At 71.5% G+C, this 23,162-nt stretch carries 21 protein-coding genes and 1 pseudogene; 9 read left to right on the top strand and 13 right to left on the bottom strand.

The window, feature by feature from the left end:
- Window positions 1-13 precede the first annotated feature (13 nt).
- Window positions 14-727, bottom strand: coding sequence for a PASTA domain-containing protein (locus tag N538_RS0112540; protein WP_028637593.1), 714 nt, complete (start codon window positions 725-727; stop codon window positions 14-16).
- 15 nt (window positions 728-742) lie between these two features.
- The gene (locus N538_RS0112535) at window positions 743-2,425 is read right to left on the bottom strand and encodes an acyl-CoA mutase large subunit family protein (RefSeq protein WP_036570395.1); all 1,683 of its coding nucleotides are present in this window, start codon (window positions 2,423-2,425) and stop codon (window positions 743-745) included.
- Window positions 2,426-2,532: 107 nt separating this feature from the next.
- Here N538_RS0112535 and N538_RS28445 point away from each other — a divergent pair, with 107 nt between their 5' ends.
- Window positions 2,533-5,328, top strand: coding sequence for a S8 family serine peptidase (locus N538_RS28445; RefSeq protein ID WP_155992081.1), 2,796 nt, complete (start codon window positions 2,533-2,535; stop codon window positions 5,326-5,328).
- On the opposite strand, the gene N538_RS29010 is transcribed toward N538_RS28445, so the two are convergent.
- Genes N538_RS29010 through N538_RS0112505 form a run of 5 tightly spaced genes read right to left on the bottom strand, consistent with a single transcriptional unit; the run spans window position 5,322 to window position 8,477 of the window.
- Window positions 5,322-5,873 (bottom strand): MmcQ/YjbR family DNA-binding protein, encoded by a 552-nt coding sequence (locus tag N538_RS29010; protein WP_197025330.1) that lies wholly within the window; start codon window positions 5,871-5,873, stop codon window positions 5,322-5,324. The two genes, N538_RS28445 and N538_RS29010, sit on opposite strands and share 7 nt — an antisense overlap.
- Before the next feature lie 2 nt (window positions 5,874-5,875).
- On the bottom strand, window positions 5,876-6,364 hold the full coding sequence (locus N538_RS0112520) for a MarR family winged helix-turn-helix transcriptional regulator (RefSeq protein WP_028637590.1): 489 nt from the start codon (window positions 6,362-6,364) through the stop codon (window positions 5,876-5,878).
- Complete coding sequence (locus N538_RS0112515) at window positions 6,361-7,176, bottom strand: SDR family NAD(P)-dependent oxidoreductase (protein WP_028637589.1); 816 nt, start codon at window positions 7,174-7,176, stop codon at window positions 6,361-6,363. The genes N538_RS0112520 and N538_RS0112515 overlap by 4 nt, the downstream gene beginning before the upstream one ends.
- Window positions 7,173-7,664 carry a VOC family protein gene (locus tag N538_RS0112510; protein ID WP_028637588.1) on the bottom strand — a complete coding sequence of 164 codons (492 nt, stop codon included), beginning with the start codon at window positions 7,662-7,664 and terminating at the stop codon, window positions 7,173-7,175. The genes N538_RS0112515 and N538_RS0112510 overlap by 4 nt, the downstream gene beginning before the upstream one ends.
- A 9-nt stretch (window positions 7,665-7,673) precedes the next feature.
- On the bottom strand, window positions 7,674-8,477 hold the full coding sequence (locus N538_RS0112505) for a MerR family transcriptional regulator (RefSeq protein WP_028637587.1): 804 nt from the start codon (window positions 8,475-8,477) through the stop codon (window positions 7,674-7,676).
- A 73-nt stretch (window positions 8,478-8,550) separates the two neighbouring features.
- Between N538_RS0112505 and N538_RS29620 the strand changes: the two are divergent.
- Both N538_RS29620 and N538_RS29615 read left to right on the top strand, forming a co-directional pair.
- A pseudogene (locus N538_RS29620) lies at window positions 8,551-9,264 on the top strand (MFS transporter); the annotation flags it as partial.
- A 141-nt stretch (window positions 9,265-9,405) separates the two neighbouring features.
- Entirely contained in the window at window positions 9,406-9,990 is a 585-nt protein-coding gene (locus N538_RS29615; RefSeq protein WP_331279524.1) for an MFS transporter, read from the top strand.
- On the opposite strand, the gene meaB is transcribed toward N538_RS29615, so the two are convergent.
- Window positions 9,948-10,913: a methylmalonyl Co-A mutase-associated GTPase MeaB gene (meaB, locus tag N538_RS0112495; protein ID WP_028637586.1), complete on the bottom strand. Its 966-nt coding sequence runs from the start codon at window positions 10,911-10,913 to the stop codon at window positions 9,948-9,950. The two genes, N538_RS29615 and meaB, sit on opposite strands and share 43 nt — an antisense overlap.
- Entirely contained in the window at window positions 10,897-12,090 is a 1,194-nt protein-coding gene (locus N538_RS0112490) for an acetyl-CoA C-acetyltransferase (RefSeq protein WP_028637585.1), read from the bottom strand. The genes meaB and N538_RS0112490 overlap by 17 nt, the downstream gene beginning before the upstream one ends.
- A gap of 126 nt (window positions 12,091-12,216) precedes the next feature.
- On the opposite strand from N538_RS0112490, the gene mce reads away from it, so the two are divergent.
- The 4 genes from mce to N538_RS0112470 all read left to right on the top strand — a co-directional run bounded on the left by mce (window position 12,217) and on the right by N538_RS0112470 (window position 16,567).
- Complete coding sequence (gene mce / locus N538_RS0112485) at window positions 12,217-12,675, top strand: methylmalonyl-CoA epimerase (protein WP_036570392.1); 459 nt, start codon at window positions 12,217-12,219, stop codon at window positions 12,673-12,675.
- A gap of 78 nt (window positions 12,676-12,753) precedes the next feature.
- On the top strand, window positions 12,754-14,106 hold the full coding sequence (gene ccrA, locus N538_RS0112480) for a crotonyl-CoA carboxylase/reductase (RefSeq protein WP_028637583.1): 1,353 nt from the start codon (window positions 12,754-12,756) through the stop codon (window positions 14,104-14,106).
- Between the two features lie 101 nt (window positions 14,107-14,207).
- Complete coding sequence (locus N538_RS25180; RefSeq protein ID WP_036570478.1) at window positions 14,208-15,446, top strand: hypothetical protein; 1,239 nt, start codon at window positions 14,208-14,210, stop codon at window positions 15,444-15,446.
- A complete protein-coding gene (locus N538_RS0112470) occupies window positions 15,443-16,567 on the top strand; it encodes an AI-2E family transporter (RefSeq protein WP_028637582.1) in 1,125 nt (374 codons plus the stop codon). The genes N538_RS25180 and N538_RS0112470 overlap by 4 nt, the downstream gene beginning before the upstream one ends.
- On the opposite strand, the gene N538_RS0112465 is transcribed toward N538_RS0112470, so the two are convergent.
- Entirely contained in the window at window positions 16,545-17,516 is a 972-nt protein-coding gene (locus N538_RS0112465; RefSeq protein ID WP_028637581.1) for an EamA family transporter, read from the bottom strand. The two genes, N538_RS0112470 and N538_RS0112465, sit on opposite strands and share 23 nt — an antisense overlap.
- A 39-nt stretch (window positions 17,517-17,555) precedes the next feature.
- Between N538_RS0112465 and N538_RS0112460 the strand changes: the two genes are divergently transcribed.
- A complete protein-coding gene (locus N538_RS0112460; protein WP_028637580.1) occupies window positions 17,556-18,095 on the top strand; it encodes a CGNR zinc finger domain-containing protein in 540 nt (179 codons plus the stop codon).
- A gap of 15 nt (window positions 18,096-18,110) precedes the next feature.
- Here N538_RS0112460 and N538_RS0112455 read toward each other — a convergent pair whose 3' ends face one another.
- Window positions 18,111-18,908, bottom strand: a complete 798-nt coding sequence (locus N538_RS0112455) for an alpha/beta fold hydrolase (RefSeq protein ID WP_028637579.1) — start codon at window positions 18,906-18,908, stop codon at window positions 18,111-18,113.
- On the bottom strand, window positions 18,899-19,648 hold the full coding sequence (locus N538_RS25175; protein ID WP_051549237.1) for an endo alpha-1,4 polygalactosaminidase: 750 nt from the start codon (window positions 19,646-19,648) through the stop codon (window positions 18,899-18,901). Before N538_RS25175 ends, N538_RS0112455 begins: the two co-directional genes overlap by 10 nt.
- A 38-nt stretch (window positions 19,649-19,686) precedes the next feature.
- On the opposite strand from N538_RS25175, the gene N538_RS27430 reads away from it, so the two are divergent.
- Entirely contained in the window at window positions 19,687-21,561 is a 1,875-nt protein-coding gene (locus N538_RS27430; protein WP_155992080.1) for a S8 family serine peptidase, read from the top strand.
- 130 nt (window positions 21,562-21,691) lie between these two features.
- On the opposite strand, the gene N538_RS0112440 is transcribed toward N538_RS27430, so the two are convergent.
- The gene (locus tag N538_RS0112440) at window positions 21,692-23,152 is read right to left on the bottom strand and encodes an MFS transporter (RefSeq protein WP_028637577.1); all 1,461 of its coding nucleotides are present in this window, start codon (window positions 23,150-23,152) and stop codon (window positions 21,692-21,694) included.
- Between the last annotated feature and the right edge of the window lie 10 nt (window positions 23,153-23,162).

Genomic DNA, 23,162 nt, shown 5'->3' with positions numbered 1-23,162 from the left:
CGCCGTCAGCCGGTCATGGGCCGGAAGTCCCCATCACGGTGACCTTCACCGTGCTCCCGGACTCGACCGGGGCACCGAGCGCGGGCTGGACCTCCAGCAGCGAGCCCGGGGCGAGGTCGGCGACGTCGCCGTTCGGGTCCGGGTCCAGGACCTGGACCTCGACCTCGAGCCCGGCCGCCTCGATCGCCCTCCGCAGGTCGCGGACCACCGTGGGCTCCGCGCCCCAGGTCGGCGTCCAGCCGCCGGCGCCGCCGATCGCGAGCGGGACGGTCGTGACGCGGTCAGGCAGGGCGCGCGCCGAGTCGCGGATCTCCTCGAAGTCGCCGTCCCCCTCCTCGTCGATCGTCACCGCGAAGACGGCGTCCGAGCCCGGGACGGCGAACATCCGCCGGCAGACGCCCCGGAACCACTCCTGGCAGCTGCCGTCGAGGTCGTCCTCGTCGATCCCGCCGTCGTGGTGGAGCACGGCGAGGCTGGACACCTCGTCGACGGTGGCGTCGTAGTCGGGGTCGGCGCAGTCGACGACCGCACCGGAGTCGAAGTAGACGGTGTCCTCGACCGGCGCGCCGCACGTCGTCTCACCGGTCGTCCACCAGTCGGGTACGGCGACGACCGCGCCGTCGTACCCCACCCAGCGCGTGCCGTCGGGAGGGGACGACCACCAGTCACCGTCGTCGGTGCAGGCGGTCAGTGACAGCAGGAGCACGAGCGTCAGCAGGAACCTCATGCCACATGGACGTGCTCAGAAGCGCGCCGGCTCCCGGTACTCGCCCCACTCGGCGCGCAGCGCGTCGCAGATCTCGCCGAGGGTGGCCTCGGCCCGGCAGGCGTCCAGCATGCTCTCGATCATGTTCTCGTCGGCCCTGGCCGCGTCGACCATCCGGCCGATCGCGGACCGGACGGCGGCCTCGTCGCGACCCTGCCGGCGGGCGGACAGGGCTCGGACCTGCTCGACCTCGACCTCGTGCGAGACGCGCAGGATCTCGAGGTCGTGGGTGACGGACTCCTCGTGGCAGTTCACGCCGACGATCCGCTTCTCGCCCTTCTCGAGCGCGACCTGGTACTGGAACGCCGCCTCGGCGATCTCGGACATGAACCAGCCCTCCTCGATGCCGCGCAGCAGGCCGCGGGTGACGACCCAGTCGCCGTTCCGGACCGCCTCGGCGATCTTCTCGGGCTGGGCGGAGGTGAGCGTCGAGCCGCCCATCGCGAGGATCTTGTCGAAGATCGCGGTCGCCTCGGCCTCGATCCGGTCGGTGAGCGCCTCGACGTACCACGATCCGCCGAGCGGGTCCGCGACGTTCACGACGCCGGTCTCCTCCATGATCACCTGCTGGGTCCGCAGGGCGATCTCGGCGGCCTGCTCGGACGGCAGCGCGAGCGTCTCGTCGAGCGCGTTGGTGTGCAGCGAGTTCGTGCCGCCGAGCACGGCCGAGAGCGCCTCGATGCCGGTGCGGACCACGTTGTTGTACGGCTGCTGGGCGGTCAGCGAGACACCCGCGGTCTGGGTGTGGAACCGCAGCCACTGCGCCTTCTCGCTCTTGGCGCCGTAGACGTCACGCATCCAGCGCGCCCAGATCCGGCGGGCGGCGCGGAACTTCGCGATCTCCTCGAAGAAGTCCACGTGCGCGTCGAAGAAGAAGGACAGGCCCGGGGCGAACACGTCGACGTCGAGGCCGCGCGAGAGACCCAGCTCGACGTACCCGAAGCCGTCGGCCAGCGTGAACGCCAGCTCCTGCGCCGCGGTCGAGCCGGCCTCGCGGATGTGGTACCCGGAGACCGACAGCGGCTTGTACGCCGGGATGTTCGCCGCGCAGTACTCCATCAGGTCGCCGATCAGCCGCAGGTGCGGCTCGGGCGTGAAGAGCCACTCCTTCTGCGCGATGTACTCCTTGAAGATGTCGGTCTGGAGCGTTCCGTTGAGGGTCCCGGTGTCGACACCGGCGCGCTCCGCGGCGACCAGCATCATGCAGAACACGGGAACGGCGGGGCCGCTGATCGTCATCGAGGTCGTGACGTCGCCGAGGTCGATGCCGTCGAAGAGGATCTCCATGTCCGCGACGGAGTCGATCGCGACGCCGCAGTGGCCGACCTCGCCGAGCGACTTCGGGTCGTCGGAGTCGCGGCCCATCAGCGTCGGCATGTCGAACGCGACCGAGAGCCCGCCCCCACCGCGGCCGAGGATCATCCGGTACCGCTCGTTGGTCTGCTGGGCGTTGCCGAAGCCGGCGAACTGCCGGATCGTCCAGGTCCGCCCGCGGTAGCCGGTCGGGTAGAGCCCCCGCGTGAACGGGAACTCGCCGGGCCACTCCGAGTCCTCGGCGCCGTACGCCGGCTCGACGGGGACTCCGCTCAGGGTGGTGAAGTCGGCCTCCCGGACGCGGGACTTCTCGTAGCGGGCCTGCCAGCGGTCGCGTGCGCTCATGAGAGAAATAGTAGGACATCCAACTATCCGTTCCACACGGCCAGGTCCGACGTAGGGTGCTCGCGGCTGCAGGTGTTAGCCACATCACGTAAACGGGAGGCATCTCGATGAGAACACGTAGATCCCTGGCGGTGGCGGCTTCGGTCGCTGTCGTCTGCGGACTCACCCTGCTGAACCCGGCCGAAGGGTCGGCGCCGCCGGACGCGCGTCCCACGGCCAACGGGTTCAGCAAGTCGGTCGACCGCTCGCTCGGCAACGGGCTCGGGCGGTTGGTCGCCAGCAGTGGCTCGGGCAAGGCACGGGTAGGTAGCAGCGGCCTTCGGGTCGACCAGGGCTCGCTGTCCATCCGGGACGACCAGGGCCGGGTCATGGTCAACCTGACCCCGCAGGCCGGGACGGACCGCGCGGCGTACCGCAAGCAGGCCGAGAAGCTCGGCCTCGTGGTCACCTCGACCAACAAGCAGGTCGGCACGCTCGAGGGCTTCGCGCCGCTGTCGGCGATGAAGTCCCTCGCGGCACTCGACGACACCGGCACCCTGGTGCAGGAGCTGAGGCCGATCACCCATGTGGGCTCGACGACCTCGCAGGGCGTGAAGTTCCAGCGCATCGACAAGGTGCTGGCCAAGGGCGTGCGCGGCCAGGGCATGACGGTCGGTGTGCTCTCGGACTCCTACGACAGCGCGAACAACGACGTCTTCGGTGACCCGCTGACGATCCACGCGGACGACGACATCGCGTCGGGCGACCTGCCCGGCACCGGGAACCCGCAGAACTCGCAGCCCGTCGTCGTCATCCAGGACGGCGACAGCCCCGACACCGACACCGACGAGGGTCGCGGCATGCTGCAGATCGTCCACGACGTCGCGCCGGACGCGAAGCTCTGCTTCGCCACGGCCTTCAGCGGGGACCAGGGCTTCGCGGACAACATCCGCGCACTCGCCGATCCGGCCGGCCCGTGTGGGGCCGACGTGATCGTCGACGACGTCAGCTACTTCGACGAGCCGTTCTTCTCAGACGGCCTGATCGGCGACGCTGTCGACGACGTCGCGGCGCAGGGCGTCAGCTACTTCTCGTCCTCGGGCAACGCGGGCGACCACGGTGCGTGGGACGGCAAGGTCAACCTGGTCTCCAAGGCCAAGGGCCTCAAGAACACCAACCTGGACTTCAGCGGCGTCGACCCGGCCCTGTACGCCGGCGGCCTCCAGGACATGGACCCCGGCGCCGGCACGGACATCGCGCAGGACTTCGCCCTCGGTGCGGCCGGCGGCCTGTACGACCTCCAGTGGAACGACCCGGTCGACGCCGACGGCGCGGACCTGGGCGATCCCTACTTCGAGCGCACCGGCGAGCTGACCTCGCCCGACGACGTCGAGGTGTTCCACTTCACCCCGACCGCCGACCAGCTCGGCAAGCAGGTGCTGGTCACGACCGACGCCATCCCGTCGGGCACCACCGACCTGATCCTCGACCTGGTCAAGCCGGACGGCACCGAGGTGGGCCCGATCGACACCGGCTCGTCGCCCGAGAAGCTGTCGACGACGCTGGACCAGGCCGGCGAGTACACGATCAAGATCTCCGGGTTCAGCGGCGACGAGGGCGACTTCACCGTCAAGGTGCAGCCGATCCTGGCCCCGTCGAACGTGACGACCGACTTCAACGTCCTCGCCTTCGCGCCCGACGGCACCTACTACGGCGTGCTCGGCGACGACAACACGCTCACCGGGCAGCCGGCCGAGGTGCTGCCGATCAGCGGCGTCCCGGACCTCCAGCTCGTGATCGCCGACGCGACCCCGGGCCCGGCCCAGGTGTCGCACCTGCGCCTGATCCTGAACGGCGACATCTACGTGTCGGAGTACTTCGACCCGTCCGCTCCGGCGACCTTCGGCCACCCGACGGCGGCCGGCGCGATCGGCGTGGGCGCCTATGACCCGTTCAAGGCGTTCCTGCCCGAGCCGTACACCTCGCCCGGCGGCAAGCTGAAGATGTACTTCGACTCGCAGGGCAACCGGTACGACACCCCGAAGACCCGGATGAAGCCGGAGATCTCCGCGACCGACCGCGGCAACACGACGTTCTTCGTCGCCGACGACCTGCGGGACAGCGACGACTTCCCGAACTTCGGCGGCACGAGCGCCTCGGCACCGCACGCGGCAGCCATCGCGGCGCTGATGATCCAGAAGGCCGGCGGGCCGGGGTCGATGGCCCCCGCCCAGGTCCGGACCCGCCTGGAGCACAGCACGTTCGGCCACGACCTCGACCCGTTCCGGTCGAGCGGCTCCGCGCACGGCCTGAAGATCATGGCCGTCGGCAGCTCCAGTGACGAACGGAACGCGACGCCCGGCTCACTGGCCGACCGGAACTTCTTCCGGGTCAGCTACTCGGGCAAGCAGCCGATCGCGTCGATACAGTTCCTCGGCGAGACGGCCAGCCCGACCTCGCTCAAGGGCATCGTGTTCGACCCGCGGCACCTCGGCCAGCCGGAGCTGTTCCGGGACGGCGGCTTCCCGTTCACGGTCGGTCAGGCACACGGCATCCAGCGGGGCAGCATCAAGGCCTCGTTCTCGGGCCGGTTCAAGGGCCTGACCAAGGGCGTCTTCCAGAACATGACGGTCAAGTTCGGGAAGCAGCTCAGGAAGGGCCAGTCCTTCGGCTTCGGCGTCGACCGTGACGCCGCGCTGTGGGCGCCGGACCTGCCGGCGATCGAGGGCAACAACGCCGACGAGCTGGGCGGCGCGTTCTCGATCCCGAGCGGCAAGAAGGAGACCCGCGGCATGGTCTTCAAGGTGACGCTCGTGAACGGCAAGACCTTCACGGGCCGGTTCGTGAACAAGCTCGGTCAGGGCTGGTCCGCCGTCGACGGCTACGGGGTGGTCAACGCCCAGGAGGCCGTCCTCGGTCACTGACCGAACCAGCGGTACACCTGTCCCTCCCGGACCTCGGTCCGGGAGGGTGGGCGCGGGACGGGGTGCTCGCGCAGATGCGCGAGCACCTTCGTCCTGCCGCGCAGGACGACGTCTCCGTCCGCGAAGTGCAGGTACGGATGGAGCAGCTCGCGCAGCCCGCCCCAGTCGCCCGAGTCCATCGCGTTCCACGCGGCCGCCGTCGGCGGTGACATCTCGGGCAGGTCGTGGAGCATCTTCGGCGTGCACATCCGCCACGCGTCGGTGACCAGCTCGCGCATCTCCTCGGCGTGCAGGCGGTCCAGGTGGGCGCACACCCACTGGTAGCGCAGGTCGCGCGCCGGCGGCAGGAAGAACGTCTCGGGGTCGGACGCGACCAGCCCGTCGCGGGCGTCCTTCGGGTAGCCGAACCCCATGTCGGCCTCGTCCTGGGAGAACCCGACGAACACGATCTGGCGGACCTTGAGCTTGGCGCGGCCGCCGGTGAAGAACTCGTAGGTCCGGGGCAGGGCGAGGCCGACCCGGCGTACGTCGTCGGCGGTGGTCACGGCTAGTAGTCCCCGGCGGCCTTGCGGATGGGGCGGAGCAGGTCGGAGAGCGACCGGAGGTCGCGGTCGGTCAGCGAGCCGAGGGCGAAGTCGGCGGCGACCAGGTCCTTCGTCGCCGCCTCCACCAGCTCGCGGCCGCGGTCGGTGATCTCGGCGAGCACCGCGCGGCCGTCGTCGGGGTGCGCCCGCCGCTCGACCAGCCCGGCGGCCTCGAGGCGCCGGATGATCGAGGTGATCGACGTGGGGTGCACCTGCAGCCGCTCCCCCATCTTCCCGAGCGGCAACGATCCGCGCGACGAGAAGACCAGCAGCACCAGCGCCTCGTAGCGCGCGAACGTCAGGCCGTGCGGCCTGAGGATCGCATCGAGGCGGCCGATGACGAGCTGCTGCACGCGCATGAGCGACGTGACGGCGTGCATGGCCGGCACCCGGTCCCAGTGGGTGCCCCACTGACGTGCGGCTTCGTCGATGGGGTCGAACGGCAGGGTCACGTCAGGAGGCTAGCCGTCCACGCCGACGTCTCGTCCCAGAGCTTCGCGGCGACGGCGGCGTCCTGCGCGTCAGCGGACGGCTCGGCCGGGGCCTCGCGCCGGTGGTATCCCCCGGGCCGCGCGTCCGGCGACGTGGCGCAGAAGACCGTGGTGCGGGCTCCGACCTCCGGAGTGAGCAGGGTGCGGCGCTCGATCGGAGCCGCGAGCCTGCGCAGCCTCCCCAGCACCGGCGCGGTCTCGAGGCCACGGTCCGCGATCCGGGTGTAGACCGAGCCGGGATGCAGCGAGTAGCCGTGCACCCCGACACCGCCGTACCTCCGCTCGATCTCGGCGGCCTCGTGGACGAGCGCGAGCTTGGAGGTGCCGTACGCCGCCCACGAGTCGTACGGCGCCACCGGGGCGACCAGCCACTCGTTGCGGCCGCGGTCGTGCAGCTTGGAGACCACGTTGACGACCCGCGCGTCGCCGGACTCGAGGAGGTTGTCGAGGAGCAGGCGGGTGAGCTGGGCGGTGCCGAGGTAGTTGGTGCGCCAGTGCACCTCGTGGCCGTCGACGAGCTGGGGCTCGGTCCACCTCGAGCGCAGGTCGAGGTGGATGCCCGCGTTGTTGACCAGGAGGTCCAGCCGCTCGGGGACCCAGGCGGCGAGCCGTGCCACGGACCCGGCGTCGGCCAGGTCGAGCGGGTGGTGGTCGGCCGTGATCGGGCAGGAGCGGGTGGTGGTGAGGACGCGGAACCCGCGGGCCCGCAGCGCGCCTGCGGTCGCGGCGCCGATCGAGCGGTCGCCGGCTCCGGTGACCAGCGCGACCTTCACCCGGCGCTCCTGATCGTGTCGTAGTACGTCCGCATCTGCGGGCCGATCCGGGCCAGCTCGACGTACGGCGCCCCGCCGGCGGAGCCGTCGACGTACGCGAACTCGATCTCGCCGTCCATCATCGAGCCGCGCATCAGCACCGGGACGCCCGCGGCGTCGGCGGCCGCGCACGCGGCCGGGACGTCGTCGACCTCGAAGCAGACGTGGTGCAGGCCGGGGCCGTGGGCGTCGAGGAACTCACGGTGGATGCCGGGCCCGCTGACCGGCTGGATCAGTTCGAGCTGGAGGTCACCGGCGTACCCGAGCGACACGTGCAGCACCATCTCGACGGGCTCCCCCCGCAGCGTCGTGGTGTCCGGCCCGAAGACGACGTCCGGGATCCGGGTCCATGCGCCGACCCCGAACTGCTCCGAGAGCAGCCGCTCGGTCGCGTGGAGGTCGTCGGTCACCCACGCGACCTGGCTGATCGGACCGCTGGCGATGCCCATCCCCGAAGACTAGGGACAAACCGGCCAGCAGACCTCCGTCACGTGGTTGATGAGATCATCCTCGTCGCCGAGCGGCAGGTACCGCTCCACGACCGGCCCGTCCGCGGACAGCGCCTCCTCGGTCACCCTGCGACCGACCGCGGAGTACGCGCCGTCGAGGTCCACCATCGGTCCGTCGTACGTCGCGACGGCGTACCGTCCTGCCGGCCTCCGGATCGCCTCCACCCGCCCGGGCAGCGGCGGCACGGAGGCGACCGGGACGAACGCGACCAGCTCCGAGACGCCGTCGGTGAAGAACTCCGTCGGGAAGGTCGCGCCGTCCGGGCCGGTCCGCCCCACGCCCGACGCGCGCAGCAGCCGATGCAGCTCGGTGAACGCCTCCATCCACCAGGTGACGACCGTGTCCCCGTCGACGTGGCCGCGGATCGCGAGCACCGTCGTCGCCGACTCGTCGCGGTAGGAGACGGGGATCTCGTCGTCCGCGGACAGCATCCGGCGAAGCGAGTCGACGGTGTCCTGGGTCTCGCGCAGCTGGCGGCTCATCCGGTCCAGGTGGGCGACGATCACCGCGTTCCGCGACGTCTCGTCGGGCGCCGCGAGCACCAGGCGCACGTCGTCGACGGGCAGGTCGAGGTCGCGCAGCCGACGGATCAGCCGGGCCGGCGCGACCTGCTCGGCCCGGTAGAAGCGGTAGCCGGTGTGCGCGTCGATCCGCGCGGGCTCGAGCAGCCCTACGTCGTGGTAGTGGCGCAGCGCCTTCACGGTCAGGAACGTCATCCGCGAGAAGTCGCCGATGCTCAGCAGGCCGTCCATGGCGGACAGCCTGCACCCTCCCCCCGGGGGAGAGTCCAGCGCTTGACCCTCCCGCTACGGGAGGCCGGAGAACGGTCCCATGACTGACACCGCATTCCGGCGCGGGCCGCTCGCCGTCCTGCTGACCGGCACCTTCCTGATCGTCCTCGACTTCTTCGTCGTGAACGTCGCGCTGCCGTCGGTGCAGCGTGACCTGCACGCCGACAACACGGCCCTCGAGTGGCTGGTCGCCGGCTACGGACTCACCTTCGGCGGCCTCCTGCTGGTCGCGAGCCGGGTCGCCGACCGCTGGGGACGCCGGCGGATGTTCGTGCTCGGCGTCGCGCTCTTCGTCGCCAGCTCGGCGCTCTGCGGGTTCGCCCCGGACGCGACCACGCTGCTCGTCGCCCGCCTCGTGCAGGGTGCCGCGGCCGCCGCCATCGGCCCGACCGTCCTCTCCCTGATCGGCGACGTGTACGCCGGCCCGCAGCGGGTCCGCGCGCTCGGCGCGTACGCGACCGTGATGGGGGTGGCGGCCGCGTCCGGGCAGCTGGTCGGCGGCCTGCTGATCCACCTCGACGTCGCCGGCAGCGGCTGGCGCTCGATCTTCCTGGTCAACGTCCCGATCGGGCTGGCCGCCCTGGCGGCCGCGCCCCGGCTGCTCCCGGACACCCGCGTGGCCGGCAGTCCTCGGGTCGACCCGCTGGAGGCGGCGCTGGTCGTCGGCGCGCTGACGGCGCTCGTGCTGCCGCTGGTCGAGGGGCAGCGCCACGGCTGGCCCCTGTGGACCTGGGCCCTCCTCGCGGCAGCGGTGGCGCTGGCCGACCTGGCCTGGCTGCGCGGACGACTCCTGCGCCGCCGCGGTGTCCCGCCGCTGGTCGATCCCTACCCGCTGCGGAGCCGGCCGGTGGGCGTCGGGATCCTCGGCCAGGCGCTGCTGTTCAGCGGCATGGCGGCGTACTTCCTGGTGCTCGCGCTGTACCTGCAGGACGGTCGCGGCCTCGGACCACTCGCCTCCGGCGCCGTGTTCACGGTCGTCGCGGCGCCGTACATGATCGGCACCCGTCGGGCGGCTGCGCTGCTCGGCCGGTACGGCGCCCGCGCCACCGTCGCCGGAGGCGCGCTCGCCTTCGGAGCGGGCCACCTCCTGCTGTTCGCAGCCGTCGAGCAGGCCGGCGTCGCGGGCAGCTGGCTGTGGCTGGCTCCCGGGCTGGCCGTGGGCGGGCTCGGGATGGGCGTCGTGCTCTCGGCCTCGGTCGGCACCGTGATGGGCTCGGTCGAGTCCCGGCACGCCGGCACCGTCTCCGGAACCTCCTCGACGGTGCAGCAGGTCGGCAACGCCCTCGGCGTGGCGCTGGTCGGCATCGTGTTCTTCGGCCGGGTCGACGAGGGCATGGTCGACGCCTTCGGCGCCAGCCTGCTCTACCTGGCCGCGACCACCGTCGCTGTCGCAGCGGCCGCGGCATTCCTGCCCGGCCGCCCGCGACCGGCTCAGTCGGTGAACGTCGCCAGCAGCTCGTCGGCCGCGGCGTAGGGATCGGTCCGGCCCGCCACCACGGCCGTTGCGAGCTCGTCCAGCTCGGAGCGGCCGTGGACGTCGCCCCACCGCGACCGCAGGGCGGTCACGGCGATCGCCTCGATCTCGTCGCGGGCCCGGCGGCTGCGCCGGCGCGCGAGCTCGCCGCTGGAGTCGAGCCAGGACCGGTGGTCGTCGATCGCTGCGACGACCTCGGGCAGCCCCTCGCCCTTCTGGGCGACGGTCATCAGGATCGGCGGCCTCCAGGCGCCCTCGGGCCGCTCGGCGAGGGCGAGCATCGAGCGGAGGTCGCGGCGCACCTGCTCCGCGCCGTCCCGGTCCGCCTTGTTCACGACGTAGAGGTCGCCGATCTCGAGGATGCCCGCCTTCGCGGCCTGGATGCCGTCACCCATGCCGGGTGCCAGCAGCACCATCGTGGTGTCGGCCAGCCCGGCGATCTCGACCTCGCTCTGCCCCACGCCGACCGTCTCGACGAGGATGACGTCGCAGCCCGCGGCGTCGAGGACCCGCAGCGCCTGCGGCGTCGTCCACGCCAGGCCGCCGAGGTGGCCGCGCGAGGCCATCGACCGGATGTAGACGTCGCGGTCCAGCGCGTGGTCCTGCATCCGCACCCGGTCGCCGAGCAGCGCACCTCCGGAGAACGGGGACGACGGGTCCACGGCCAGCACGCCGACCCGCTTGCCGCTGGCGCGCAGCTCGCTCACGAGCGCGTTGGTCGACGTCGACTTGCCGACGCCGGGCGAGCCGGTGATGCCGATGACCTGGGCGTTGCCCGTGTGCGGCGCGAGCGCCGCCATCACCTCGCGCAGCAGCGGCGACTCGTCCTCGACGAGCGAGATCAGACGAGCGACGGCCCGGGCCTCACCGGCGCGGGCGCGCTCGACGAGACCCGGGACGTCCTGCTCAGCCCTTCGGGACACGCACGATCAGGGCATCGCCCTGGCCACCGCCGCCGCACAGCGCGGCGGCACCGACGCCGCCGCCCCGGCGCTTGAGCTCGAGCGCGAGATGCAGCACCACGCGCGCGCCGGACATCCCCACCGGGTGGCCCAGCGCGATGGCGCCGCCGTTCACGTTGACCTTCGCGTTGTCCAGGCCCAGCTCGCGGGCCGACGAGATGCCGACGGCGGCGAACGCCTCGTTGAACTCGACGAGGTCGAGGTCGGTCGGCGCGATGCCCTCCTTGTCACAGGCCTTCGCGGTCGCGGCCGCGGGCTGGAGCTGGAGCGTCGAGTCGGGCCCGGCGACCTGGGCGTGGGCACCGATCTCGGCGAGCCACTCGAGGCCGAGCTCCTCGGCCTTCTCCTTGCTCATCACGACGACGGCCGCGGCGCCGTCGGAGATCTGCGAGGACGAGCCGGCGGTGATGGTCCCCTCCTTCGAGAACGCGGGGCGCAGCTTGCCGAGCGACTCGGCGGTGGTGTCGCCGCGGACGCCCTCGTCGGTGGTGAACTGGATCGGGTCGCCCTTGCGCTGCGGGATCTCGACCGGCACGACCTCGTCGTCGAACACACCGTTCTTCCAGGCGACCGCGGCCTTCTGGTGCGACTGGGCGGCGAACTCGTCCTGCTCCTCGCGGGTCAGGTTCGCGGCCGCGGCGTTGCACTCCTCGGTGAGCAGGCCCATCGCCTGCGACGTGGCCTGGTCGTACAGGGCGTCGTACGCCATCGAGTCCACGAGCTTCACGTCACCGAACTTGATGCCCTCGCGGGACTTCGGCAGGAAGTGGGGGGCGTTGGTCATCGACTCCATGCCACCGGCGACGACGATGTCGACCTCGCCGGCGCGGATCAGCTGGTCCGCCAGCGCGATCGCGTTCAGCCCCGACAGACACACCTTGTTGATGGTGATCGACGGGACGTTCATGGGCACTCCGCCCTTGACCGCCGCCGTGCGGGCGGGGTTCTGGCCGGCGCCGGCCAGGATCACCTGGCCCATGATCACGTAGTCGACCTGGTCGCCCGAGACGCCTGCCTTCGCCAGGGCGCCCTGGATCGCGACACCGCCCAGGTCCGCGGCGGAGAAGTCCTTGAGGCTGCCGGACAGGCGGCCGATCGGGGTGCGCGCACCGGCGACGATGACGGACGTACCGGACATGGGGTGGCCTCCAGAGACTCGTGAGTGGTTCTGCTGTCGACCCTACCCACGCGTCCGGGACGCGGCGAGGGTGGAACATGTCACACCCCCTCGCCGCGCCCCCGTCGTCGTACGACGATGTGCCGCATGAGCTCGCCGAACGACATCGCCGCCGCCAGCCACCTGTTCACCGCGATCGACCACGTCGGCATCGCCGTCCCCGACCTCGACGCCGCGATCGCCTTCTACGAGGAGGCGTACGGCATGCGCCTCGCGCACCAGGAGGTCAACGAGGAGCAGGGCGTCCGCGAGGCGATGATGGCCGTCGGCGACTCCGGCTCCCACATCCAGCTGCTCGCCCCGCTGAACGAGCACTCCACGATCGCGAAGTTCCTCGGCAGCAAGGGCCCGGGCATCCAGCAGCTGGCCTACCGGGTGACCGACGTGGCTGCGGTCAGCGCGATCCTGCGCGAGCGCGGCCTGCGGCTGCTGTACGACGAGCCGCGCCGCGGTACGTCGGACTCGCGCGTGAACTTCATCCACCCGAAGGACGCCGGCGGGGTGCTCGTGGAGCTGGTGCAGCCCGCCACCGCCTCAGCGACGTAGGTCACACCGGGGTGTCAGCCCCGGTTACCGATGGGTAATGTCCCGTCCAGACGACCGACCCCGACAGCAGGAGCCGACGTGCAGCACATCCTCGACGCGATCATGGCCAGCCAGCAAGACTCGCGGAGCACCACGGCCGAGGACTTCGCGAACCTGGAGATCCCGGACCACTACCGCGCGGCGACCGTCCACAAGGGCGAGGTCGACATGTTCGAGGGCATCGCCAGCAAGGACAAGGACCCGCGCAAGTCGATCCACGTCGAGGACGTCGCGCTGCCCGAGCTCGGCCCCGGCGAGGCACTGGTCGCCGTGATGGCCTCGGCCATCAACTACAACACCGTGTGGACCTCGATCTTCGAGCCGGTCTCGACGTTCGGCTTCCTGGAGCGGTACGGCCGGCTCTCGCCGCTCACCGCCCGCCACGACCTGCCGTACCACGTCGTCGGCTCGGACCTGGCCGGAGTCGTGCTGCGCACGGGCCCTGGCGTCACCAAGTGGAAGCCCGGCACCGAGGTCGTCGCGCACTGCCTCTCGGTCGAGCTCGAGGACCCCGACGGCCACGACGACACGATGCTCGACCCGCAGCAGCGGATCTGGGGCTTCGAGACCAACTTCGGCGGCCTGGCCCACGTCGCGCTGGTCAAGGCGAACCAGCTGATGCCCAAGCCCGCCCACCTGACCTGGGAGGAGGCCGCCTCCCCCGGCCTGGTCAACTGCACGGCGTACCGCCAGCTGGTGTCGAAGAACGGCGGCGACATGAAGCAGGGCGACAACGTCCTGATCTGGGGCGCCTCGGGCGGTCTGGGCGGATTCGCGACGCAGTACGCGCTCAACGGCGGGGCCACCCCCGTGTGCGTGGTCTCCAACGAGGAGAAGGCGAACATCGCGCGGTCCATGGGCGCGGAGCTCATCATCAACCGGTCCGAGGAGGGCTACCGGTTCTGGAAGGACGAGCACACCCAGGACCCGAAGGAGTGGAAGCGCTTCGGGGCCAAGATCCGCGAGCTGACCGGCGGCGAGGACATCGACATCGTCTTCGAGCACCCCGGTCGCGAGACGTTCGGGGCGTCGGTCTACGTCACCCGGAAGGGCGGCACGATCACCACGTGCGCCTCCACCAGCGGCTACATGCACGAGTACGACAACCGCTACCTCTGGATGAACCTCAAGCGGATCATCTCCTCGCACTTCGCGAACTACCGCGAGTCGTGGGAGGCCAACCGGCTGATCGCCAAGGGCAAGATCCACCCGACCCTGTCGCGCACCTACTCGCTCGACGACGTGGGACAGGCCGCGCTCGACGTCCACCAGAACGCCCACCAGGGCAAGGTCGGCGTGCTCTGCCTGGCTCCCGAGGAAGGTCTCGGCGTCCGCGACGAGGAGATGCGGAGCACGCATCTCGACGCGATCAACCGGTTCCGCGGGGTGTAGCAGCAACCCGACGCAAATTGTCGCGGCCCGGGCTGGGATCGCCCGACCCGATCGGCAAGACTGGCCCTGCACTGCAACCTGCCGAGAAGGGGTACGCCGCCGTGACGAGCGACCAGGGACTGTCCATCTTCGACGACAACGAGCCGGAGGAGGACGCGACCGGGGCCGCCCCCGACGAGGCGACCCAGGTGCTGCCGACGGTGCCCGCGCGCGAGCCCCGGGCCAAGGCGCCGGCGCAGCCGCGCGCGGAGCAGACCCAGCAGGCGCCGGCGGTGCCGCGCGAACAGCCGTCGCGCCCCGTCGTACCGCCGGCGGCCCCCCGCGCGGCCGGGGGCCCGACCACCTCGCCCGGCGGTTTCCCGGTCGTGCGCCGCGGTGGCTACGACAAGGACGCCGTCGACGCACGCGTGCGCCAGCTGGCGAGCGAGAAGTCGGGGCTGAGCGCGAGCCTGTCCGAGTCCGAGCGCCGGGTGCTGGAGCTCGAGGATCAGGTCGGGCAGCTGCGGGAGCAGGTCAAGGAGAGCGAGACGCCGTCGTACGCCGGCCTCGGCGGGCGCGCGAGCGCCATGCTGCGCCTGGCCGAGGAGGAGGCGGCGGAGGTCCGGGAGACCGCGCAGCGCGACGCGGCCGAGATCCGCGAGCAGGCGACCCGCGACGCCAAGGCGGTCCGCGCCGACGCCTCGCGGGAGGCCGAGGACATGCGCCTGGTGCAGCTCAAGGAGCTCGACGAGCACCGGAGCCGGCTGATGGCCGACGCCGAGCAGGAGCGCGCGCTGGCGAAGGCCGAGGCCGAGGACCTGGTGGCGTCCGCCCAGCGCCAGGCCGACCAGATCCGGCTCGCCGCCGAGCAGGAGACCAACGAGCAGCGCACCGCTGCCAAGCGCGAGGCCGAGCAGGCCCGGGCCGCCGCGGACCGGGAGGTGCAGGAGGCCCGCCGGACGCTCGCTGTCGAGAAGGAGCGGCTCGCCCGGGAGGCGACCGACCACCACGCCAGCGCGACCGCCGAGACCAAGCGCCTCGTCGAGGAGGCCGAGTCCCGCGCCGCGGCCGCCGAGGAGCGCGCCCGGGCAGCGCTCGCGCAGGCGACCGAGAACCGCGCCCAGGCCGCCACCGAGGCCGAAGCGCTGCTCTCCCGCGCCCGGCGGGAGGCCGAGCAGATCGTCAGCTCGGCCCGCACCCAGGCCGAGTCGATCGCCGCCACCGGCACCGCCGATGCCGAGCGCGAGCTCGCCGTCGTCCGCGCCGAGGTGGAGCGGATCAGCAAGCGCCGCGACGCGATCACCGCGCAGCTGGCGTCGCTGCACGACGTCGTCGCCGGCTTCGGCAAGGACGAGGAGTGACCGACACTTCCCAGCCCGCGGAGGCCACCGACGAGGAGGACTCCGCGGGCGTCCCGGTCGAGCACGAGGACCTCGGCGTACCAGGCCCTCCGCTCGACCACCGGGCGCCGTTCTACGTCGGCTTCATCGGCGGGCTCGGGGCCCTGCTCGCGCTGTGGCTGGCACTGAACGTGCAGGCCATCGGCTCCACGCTGATGCTGGTGGTCGTCTCCCTCTTCCTCGCCGCCGGGCTCAACCCCGCGGTCGAGTTCTTCGAGCGCCACGGGATGCGCCGCTCGTACGCCGTCCTGACGGTGATCCTGCTGTTCCTGCTCGCGCTCGCGCTCTTCCTCGTCGCGATCGTGCCGGTGATCGCCGACCAGGTCCACGCACTGACGAACAACGTGCCGCAGTGGCTGGACGACGTCCAGCGCAACCGGCAGGTCCAGCGGCTCGACGAGGAGTACGACATCGTCGAGAAGGTCCAGAAGTACGTCACCGACGGCAGCTTCGTCGGCGCGCTCTTCGGTGGGGCCGTCGGGATCGGGCTCGCGGTCCTCGGGGCGCTGTTCAACGGCTTCATCGTGGTCGTGCTGACGCTGTACTTCCTCGCGTCCCTGGAGAACACCAGGAGCGCGATCTACCGGCTCGCGCCGGCGTCCCGCCGGGACCGGGTCTCGAAGCTCGGGGACCGGATCGTGCGCAGCGTCGGGGGCTACGTCTCCGGGGCGTTCATCGTCGCGATGTGCGCCGGCATCTCGTCGCTGGTATTCCTGTTCGTCGCGGGTCTCGGGCAGTACGCCGTGGCGCTTGCCTTCGTGGTCGCCCTGCTCGACGTGATCCCGATGATCGGCGCGACCATCGGCGCCGTGATCGTGACCGCGATCGCCTTCGCGACCGACTGGAAGATCGGCGTCGCGTGCGTGGTCTTCTACATCGTCTACCAGCAGGTCGAGAACTACGTGATCTACCCGCGGGTGATGTCGAAGTCCGTCGACGTACCCGGCGCGGTCACCGTCATCGCGGCGCTCATCGGCGCCGCCCTGTTCGGGGTGATCGGGGCACTGCTCGCGATCCCGACCGCGGCGTCGATCCTGATGCTGGTGCGCGAGGTGTGGGTCAGGCGGCAGGACGAGCGCTAGCGTCGGCGGTGTCCTTCTCGCCGAGCTTCACGAACACCACGCCGGCGAGGATCAGCAGGCCGCCCGCGAGCTGCACGGGGCGCGGCAGCTCGTCGAGGAGCAGCCACGCGAACAGGACCCCCGCGAGGACCTCGGTGAGCGCCACGAACGACGCCAGCCGCGACCCCAGCCGCCGGCTCGCCGCGATCCCGCTGGTGTACGGGACGGCAGCCGTCACCACGCCCAGCACGAGCAGCGGCACCCACCACGCGACCGTCGTCCCGGCGTACGTGACGGCGGCGGACGACGCGTGCATGGGCAGCAGCCCGACCAGGCCGAGCACCGCGAGGGCCACCGCCCCGGCGACGAGGCCGCCGGACGCCAGCACCATCGGGGGCAGGCCGTTGCCCTCGTCGGCCGCGACCACGAAGTACGTCGCCGCGCCGACCATCGCTCCGAGCGCCCACAGCACGCCCGGCAGGCTGATGGCCGCGCCGGACAGCAGGTCGAGCACCAGCACCAGCCCGAGGGCGGCCAGTCCGGCGCCGACCAGCGTGACCGGACCCGGCCGTTGGCCGTGCCGCAGCCAGAGCCAGACCACCACGGTCGCCGGCGCGGTGTACTCGATGAGCAGCGCCGGACCCACCTGCATGTGCGCCACGGCCGAGAAGTAGCAGAACTGCGCGCCGGCGACCGCGACGAGGCCGAAGACCGCGATCAGGCGGGCGTTGCGGCGGACCAGGTGCCACCGGCCACGCAGTGACACCAGGCCGAACGGCAGCACCACCAGGGCGGCGATGCTCACCCGGATCAGCACGATCGCGCCCGCGCTCCAGCCCGCGCCGAGCAGTTGCCGGGCGAGCGCTCCGGCCATGCCGAAGGAGGCCGCCGAGAGCAGCGCGAAGCCGACACCGCTCGCCAGCCGGGAGCCGGAGGCCACCATCGCGTCGTCATCGGTCAATGCGGTCATGGCACATGACGCTACGCCGGCATTGTGTAACCTGTCAACGTGGTATTCGCACATGACACCGAGGTGGCGCTGCAGTCCGCAGTGACCCTCGCCAACTCCGCCCTCGAGCCGGACACCCTCCAGACGATCGAGCAGCTCGACGCGTTCTTCACGGAGTTCGAGTACACCGGCCGCCGGGACCACGACCGCGCCGAGCTCGCGGCGGTGCGGGCGATCCGTCGGCAGCTCCTCACCCTGCTCACCGCCGACCGCGACGAGGCGGTCGCGCTCGTGAACGAGATGCTCGCGTCAGCCGGCGCGGTCCCGCAGCTGGTCCGCCACGACGTCTGGGACTGGCACCTCCACGCGGTCGGCCCGGAGCGCGACCTGCCGACCCGGATCCTCGTCGAGACCGCGATGGCGATGATCGACGTGATCCGCTCCGACGAGATGTCCCGGCTCGGTCGCTGCGCCGACCCCGAGTGCGGCGGCGTGGTCCTCGACCTCTCCCGCAACCGCTCGAAGCGCTTCTGCTCGACCACCTGCGGCAACCGCAACGCCGTCGCGGCGTACCGCGCCCGCCGCGCCGCCGACCGTTGAGTCAGAACTCCTGACTCAAGTGGCGGCGAGGAACTGCCGGAGCACGTCGGTGAACACCTCGGGCTGCTCGGAGTGCACCCAGTGGCCGGCGCCCTTGATCGTCACCCTGCGGTTCCGCGGGAACCAGCGGTCCATCTCGGCGGCGTACTCGTCCCCGACATAGGCGGACTTCGCGCCCGCGATCCACAGCGTCCGTCCCTGGTACGGCGGGTGGCCCGCGAGTGCCTCCTCCGGCCAGCCGCCGAGGGTGGCGAGGTCGCGGCCGAGCAGGTCGAGGTTCGGCTGCCAGGACCAGCCGTCGTCGTCGCGCCGCAGGTTCTGGAGCAGGAAGCTGCGCACCGTCGGGTTCGGCACCGCGTCGACGAGCGCGGCGTCGGCGTCGCGACGGTGCCGGAGCGTCCCGAGGTCGAGCGCCTGCATCGCCGCGATGTAGCCGGCGAACTCGCTGCCCGACTCATAGTCCACCGGGGAGACGTCGACGACGCAGAGCCGATCGACGAGCTCGGGGTGCCGCAGCGCGAGGACCATCGCGGCCTTGCCGCCCATCGAGTGGCCGACCAGCGCGACCGGGTCGTCGGCCGAGAACATCGACGCGACCCGGTCCGCGGTGTCGACGTAGTCGAAGCGGTCGGTCCACTGCGAACGGCCGTGGTTGGGCATGTCGACCAGCAGCACCCGGTGGTCCTCGGCGACCGCCTTCGCGATCGTCCTCCAGTTCTTGCCCTGCCCGAACAGCCCGTGGCAGAACGCCACGAGCGGGCCGCTCTCGCCCAGCGTCGTCGTGTGCAGCCCGTCCTCGTGCCTCAGCACCACTCGTGCACACCTCCCGGTGTCAGGTCCCGGTCGCGGAGCACGACCGCGAGCCGGTCCCCGACGTGCCGGCAGGTCCACCGGAAGTCCGGGCGCCGGTACTCGATGGCCAGCACGCGGTCGCCGTACACGTGGGTGTAGGCGCTGCACTCCCGGTATCGGCCACACTCCTCCGCGATCGCGAAGTCGTAGCCGATGGTGGTGCCGTCGAAGCCGGCGAGGTTCTTCTGGCCGGCCTCGAGGCCGGCGTCGTGGGCACGCCCGACCAGCAGCGCGGCGAACGCCACGGCCTGCCGACGGCTGAGCAGGTGGTGGCTGCGGGTGAACGAGTCGAGGTTGTCGTACTCGACGGCGTCGAAGCCGTCGTCCGCGCACCCCTGCGTCCACCGGCCGACGATCCGCGTCAGCGCCGCGCGCTTCGCGGGCGTGCGTACGTCGAGCAGCCACTCGCCCCACGCCTCGTCGGTGACCGGCCGGCCACCGTCCTTCAGCACCAGGCGCCAGTGGTCACGCCAGAAGCGGCGCTGGTCCGGCTGGGCCTGGAAGCCGTTGACGTAGCAGACGTTGTACGTGCCCTCCAGCGGCTGGGCGGCGCGGTCCCGGACCACGATGCCGACGTGGTCGGGCACGTCGGCGGCGCCGCCGAGCTGGTAGTCGACGTCGGTCCCCGTGGGCAGCGCGGCCAGCAGGACGGGGAGCAGGAGCGCGTAACCCCACGCGGCAGGACCGCGTTGTTTCGGCACCGCTGCTCTCCACCTTGATGCTCGAGATCGGATCATCCATGCCATCCTCCCGCACCCGGCTGCTCGCACTCACCGGCGCCCTCGCCGTGACGTTCTCGCTGGCCGGTGCCACCCGGGCCGCGGCCACGCCCCAGGCGCCGGTCGTCTCCGGTGTCCATGCCGGTCTCGACCGGTTGCTCGCCGACGGGACTCCCGACCACCGGGCGATCGTCCGGTTCGATGACGTGCCCGACACCACGCAGGTCGCCGCGCTCTCCGCACTCGGGCTCACGGTCCAGCCGATGAAGCACCTCCCGCTGGCGCTCGTCCAGGGCCCGGTCGGCGCGATGGTCGCCGCGGTCTCGAGCGGCATCGGCCTCGACGTCTACCCCGACGAGCACCTCGGGCTCCTCGACACCGCGTCCAGCGACGCGATGTCGTCCTCGCCGTCCGCGGCCAGGGCCCTGCGTGCACGCGGGCTCACCGGCAAGGGCGTGACCGTCGGCATCGTCGACTCCGGCTGCGACGCGACGCACGCCGACCTCGCGGACCGGGTCGTCCACAACGTCAAGCTCTACAGCCCGGAGTACGCCAACGCGGGCACCCAACCCACCCTCGTCGTCCCGGTCGACCAGGGCCCGGTCAGCAACACCGACCTCGGCAGCGGCCACGGCACCCACGTCGCCGGCATCATCGCCGCCGACTCGAAGTCCGTCGACGACGGGAGTCGCTTCGGCGTCGCGCCGGACGCGGACCTGGCCTGTTTCTCGATCGGCGAGGTGCTGTTCACGACGGCCGTCGTCACCGCCTACGACTACATCCTCGACCAGCCCGGCCTGATGGGCATCGACGTCATCAACAACTCGTGGGGCAACAGCTACCGCCAGTTCGACCCGAACGACCCGGTCGCCGTGGCGACCAAGGCCGTCGTGGACAAGGGCGTCACGGTCGTGTTCGCTGCCGGCAACTCCGGAGCCGGGGACGTCCCGATGAGCCTGAACCCGTTCTCGCAGTCCCCGTGGGTGATCTCGGTGGCGGCCGGCACCATCGACCGGGTCCGGGGCGACTTCTCGTCCAACGGCCTGGTGAACGACAACTCCCGGGCGACCCCGATCGGTGCGCACGACCACACGTCGTACGCCGGCGACCGGATCGGCCTCGTGCACCCCGACGTGACCGCGCCCGGCGTCGACATCAGCTCGACGTGCGACAGCGCCGGCACCCTGATCGGCCCCTGTGGCCCGAACGAGAACGCCAGCGCCTCCGGCACCTCGATGGCCTCACCGCACATCGCCGGCGCGGCCGCCGTCCTCCTGCAGGCACAGCCCCGGCTCACCCCCGACCAGGTGCGACTGGCGCTCCAGGCGACGGCCACCGCCGTGAAGGCCACGGACGGCACGGGCTCGGCACCCTTCTGGGAGGTCGGCTACGGGTTCGTGAACCTCGACCGGGCCATGCACCTGGTCACCGGCAAGGGCTGGGCCGGACACCTGGCCGCGGCCGCGGACAGGGCCGACCGTCGGGTCCGGGCCGCGGACGGCGTCCGCGTGCTGCGCTCGGACTTCTTCGTGCACGCCGCACCGCCGGGGACCGCAGGCGGCAGCGACGCGGCGTCGTACGACGTGAAGGTGGGCAGCGCGACGCGCACGCTGGCCGTCAGCCTGGCGTTCCCGTCCGGCGGCGCCGTCGGCGCGAGCCTGTTCAGCTACACCGTCACGGTGCTCGACCCGGCCGGGGAGACGATCGCGACCACGACGACGGACCCGGTCGCCGGCTCCGGCACCGCGCTGGCGACGGTGCCGGTGAGGAAGGCGGGGACCTACACGTTCCAGGTCTCCGGCGACTACGCGGCCTCCGACCCGGACACCATCGACAGCGACTCGGCGCTCGGCCGGTTCGTCACGCTGCACGTGGCCCAGCTGCGGAGGGGCTGAGCGAGAGCGCACGGCGGGCGGCGAAACGGCAGCGGATCGCTCGCCACCCGCGGCGCGGACGCACGCATCGCGCGGCGCCCGTCCTCGAGGAGCCCGGTGACGAACTCCATGACTCCAGCGTACGTCGGGCTCAAACGGCGGTCCGCTGCTCCGTGTCCTCCGCGGTGAGCGGCTTGGCGATGCTCTCCAGCGACCGGCCCTCGGCGTGCACGCCGAGGAACGCCTCGACGATCCCGGCACCGATCATCAGCACCGCGCCGATGAAGTAGCCGATGGCGATGCCCGTGATGTCCTTGTCCACGGAGGCCTGGTCGATCAGGTAGCCGAACAGCAGCGGGCCGCTGATCCCGCCGGCGGCCGTGCCGATGGCGTAGAAGAACGCGATGCACAGCGCGCGGGTCTCCATCGGGAACACCTCGCTGGCAGTGAGGTACGCCGCGCTGGCGCCGGCCGAGGCGAAGAAGAAGATGATCACGCCGAGGAGCGTGAGCGAGAACGCCGTCACAGTCCCGAGGAGGAGGCCGGTCACGCCGAGAAGGGCACCGGAGAAGACATAGGTGAAGGTGATCATCCGGACCCGGCCGATCTTGTCGAACAGCGGCCCCAGGATCAGGGCGCCGGCGAAGTTGCTGACCGCGAACACGGCGAGGTACCAGCCGGTCTGCTTCACCCCGAGGAACGTCGTGAGCGTGTCGCCGTAGGTGAAGAAGAACGCGTTGTAGAGGAATGCCTGACCGACGAACAGCGAGAAGCAGACGACGGTGCGCTTCGGGTACATGGTGAAGACGGTCTTGGCGATCAGCGTGAGCGGGATCGTCGTGCGCTGGCGCACGGTGATCGTCTCGTCGACCTGCTCGAGCTCGCCGGCCGTCTCGTCGGAGACGGTCCGCTCGATGTCCGTGACGATCCGCTCCGCCTCCTGCTCGCGGCCGTGGATGAAGAGCCAGCGCGGGCTCTCCGGCACGTTGCGGCGGACGAGAAGGATGCCCACGGCGAGGATGGCACCGAGGCCGAACGCCAGCCGCCAGCCCCACTCGGGGTTGATGACGGTCGGGTCGAGCAGCGGGATCGTCAGCAGCGAGCCCAGCGCGGCGCCGACCCAGAACGAGCCGTTGATCGAGACGTCGACGCGACCGCGGTACTTGGCCGGGATCAGCTCGTCGATGGCGGAGTTGATCGCGGCGTACTCGCCACCGATGCCGAACCCGGTGAAGAACCGGGCGGCGAAGTACCAGGCCGGCGTCATCGAGAACGCCGTCGCGACGGTCGCGAGCATGTAGACGGCCAGCGTCAGGAGGAACAGCTTCTTCCGGCCGAACCGGTCGGTGAGCTGGCCGAAGAACAGCGCGCCGACGCAGGCGCCCGCGACGTAGATCGCACCGGCGAAGCCGATGTCGGAGCTGGTCATGCCGAGCCCCGTGGTCGGGTCCTTCAGCGCGTCGGACATCGACCCGACGATCGTGACCTCGAGCCCGTCGAGGATCCAGACGGTGCCCAGCCCGATGACGACCAGCCAGTGCCACTTGGCCCATGGCAGCCGGTCCAGTCGTGCGGGGATGTCGGTGGTGATGCGCCCGGTCTCAACTCCCATGACCGGGCGG

Source organism: Nocardioides sp. URHA0032, from assembly GCF_000620645.1.
Lineage (GTDB): Bacteria > Actinomycetota > Actinomycetes > Propionibacteriales > Nocardioidaceae > Nocardioides.
The sequence above is the reverse complement of the archived record's forward strand: the minus strand, read 5'-3'. Positions and strand labels throughout refer to the sequence as shown.

What these genes read in the sequence shown, in the direction of transcription:
- N538_RS0112540 (WP_028637593.1), bottom strand. Translation starts at nt 727, where the DNA reads ATGAGGTTCCTGCTGACGCTCGTGCTCCTGCTGTCACTGACCGCCTGC.
- N538_RS0112535 (WP_036570395.1), bottom strand. Translation starts at nt 2,425, where the DNA reads ATGAGCGCACGCGACCGCTGGCAGGCCCGCTACGAGAAGTCCCGCGTC.
- N538_RS28445 (WP_155992081.1), top strand. Translation starts at nt 2,533, where the DNA reads ATGAGAACACGTAGATCCCTGGCGGTGGCGGCTTCGGTCGCTGTCGTC.
- N538_RS0112510 (WP_028637588.1), bottom strand. Translation starts at nt 7,664, where the DNA reads ATGGGCATCGCCAGCGGTCCGATCAGCCAGGTCGCGTGGGTGACCGAC.
- N538_RS0112505 (WP_028637587.1), bottom strand. Translation starts at nt 8,477, where the DNA reads ATGGACGGCCTGCTGAGCATCGGCGACTTCTCGCGGATGACGTTCCTG.
- N538_RS29615 (WP_331279524.1), top strand. Translation starts at nt 9,406, where the DNA reads ATGGCGGCGTACTTCCTGGTGCTCGCGCTGTACCTGCAGGACGGTCGC.
- N538_RS0112490 (WP_028637585.1), bottom strand. Translation starts at nt 12,090, where the DNA reads ATGTCCGGTACGTCCGTCATCGTCGCCGGTGCGCGCACCCCGATCGGC.
- mce (WP_036570392.1), top strand. Translation starts at nt 12,217, where the DNA reads ATGAGCTCGCCGAACGACATCGCCGCCGCCAGCCACCTGTTCACCGCG.
- N538_RS0112465 (WP_028637581.1), bottom strand. Translation starts at nt 17,516, where the DNA reads ATGACCGCATTGACCGATGACGACGCGATGGTGGCCTCCGGCTCCCGG.
- N538_RS27430 (WP_155992080.1), top strand. Translation starts at nt 19,687, where the DNA reads ATGCCATCCTCCCGCACCCGGCTGCTCGCACTCACCGGCGCCCTCGCC.
- N538_RS0112440 (WP_028637577.1), bottom strand. Translation starts at nt 23,152, where the DNA reads ATGGGAGTTGAGACCGGGCGCATCACCACCGACATCCCCGCACGACTG.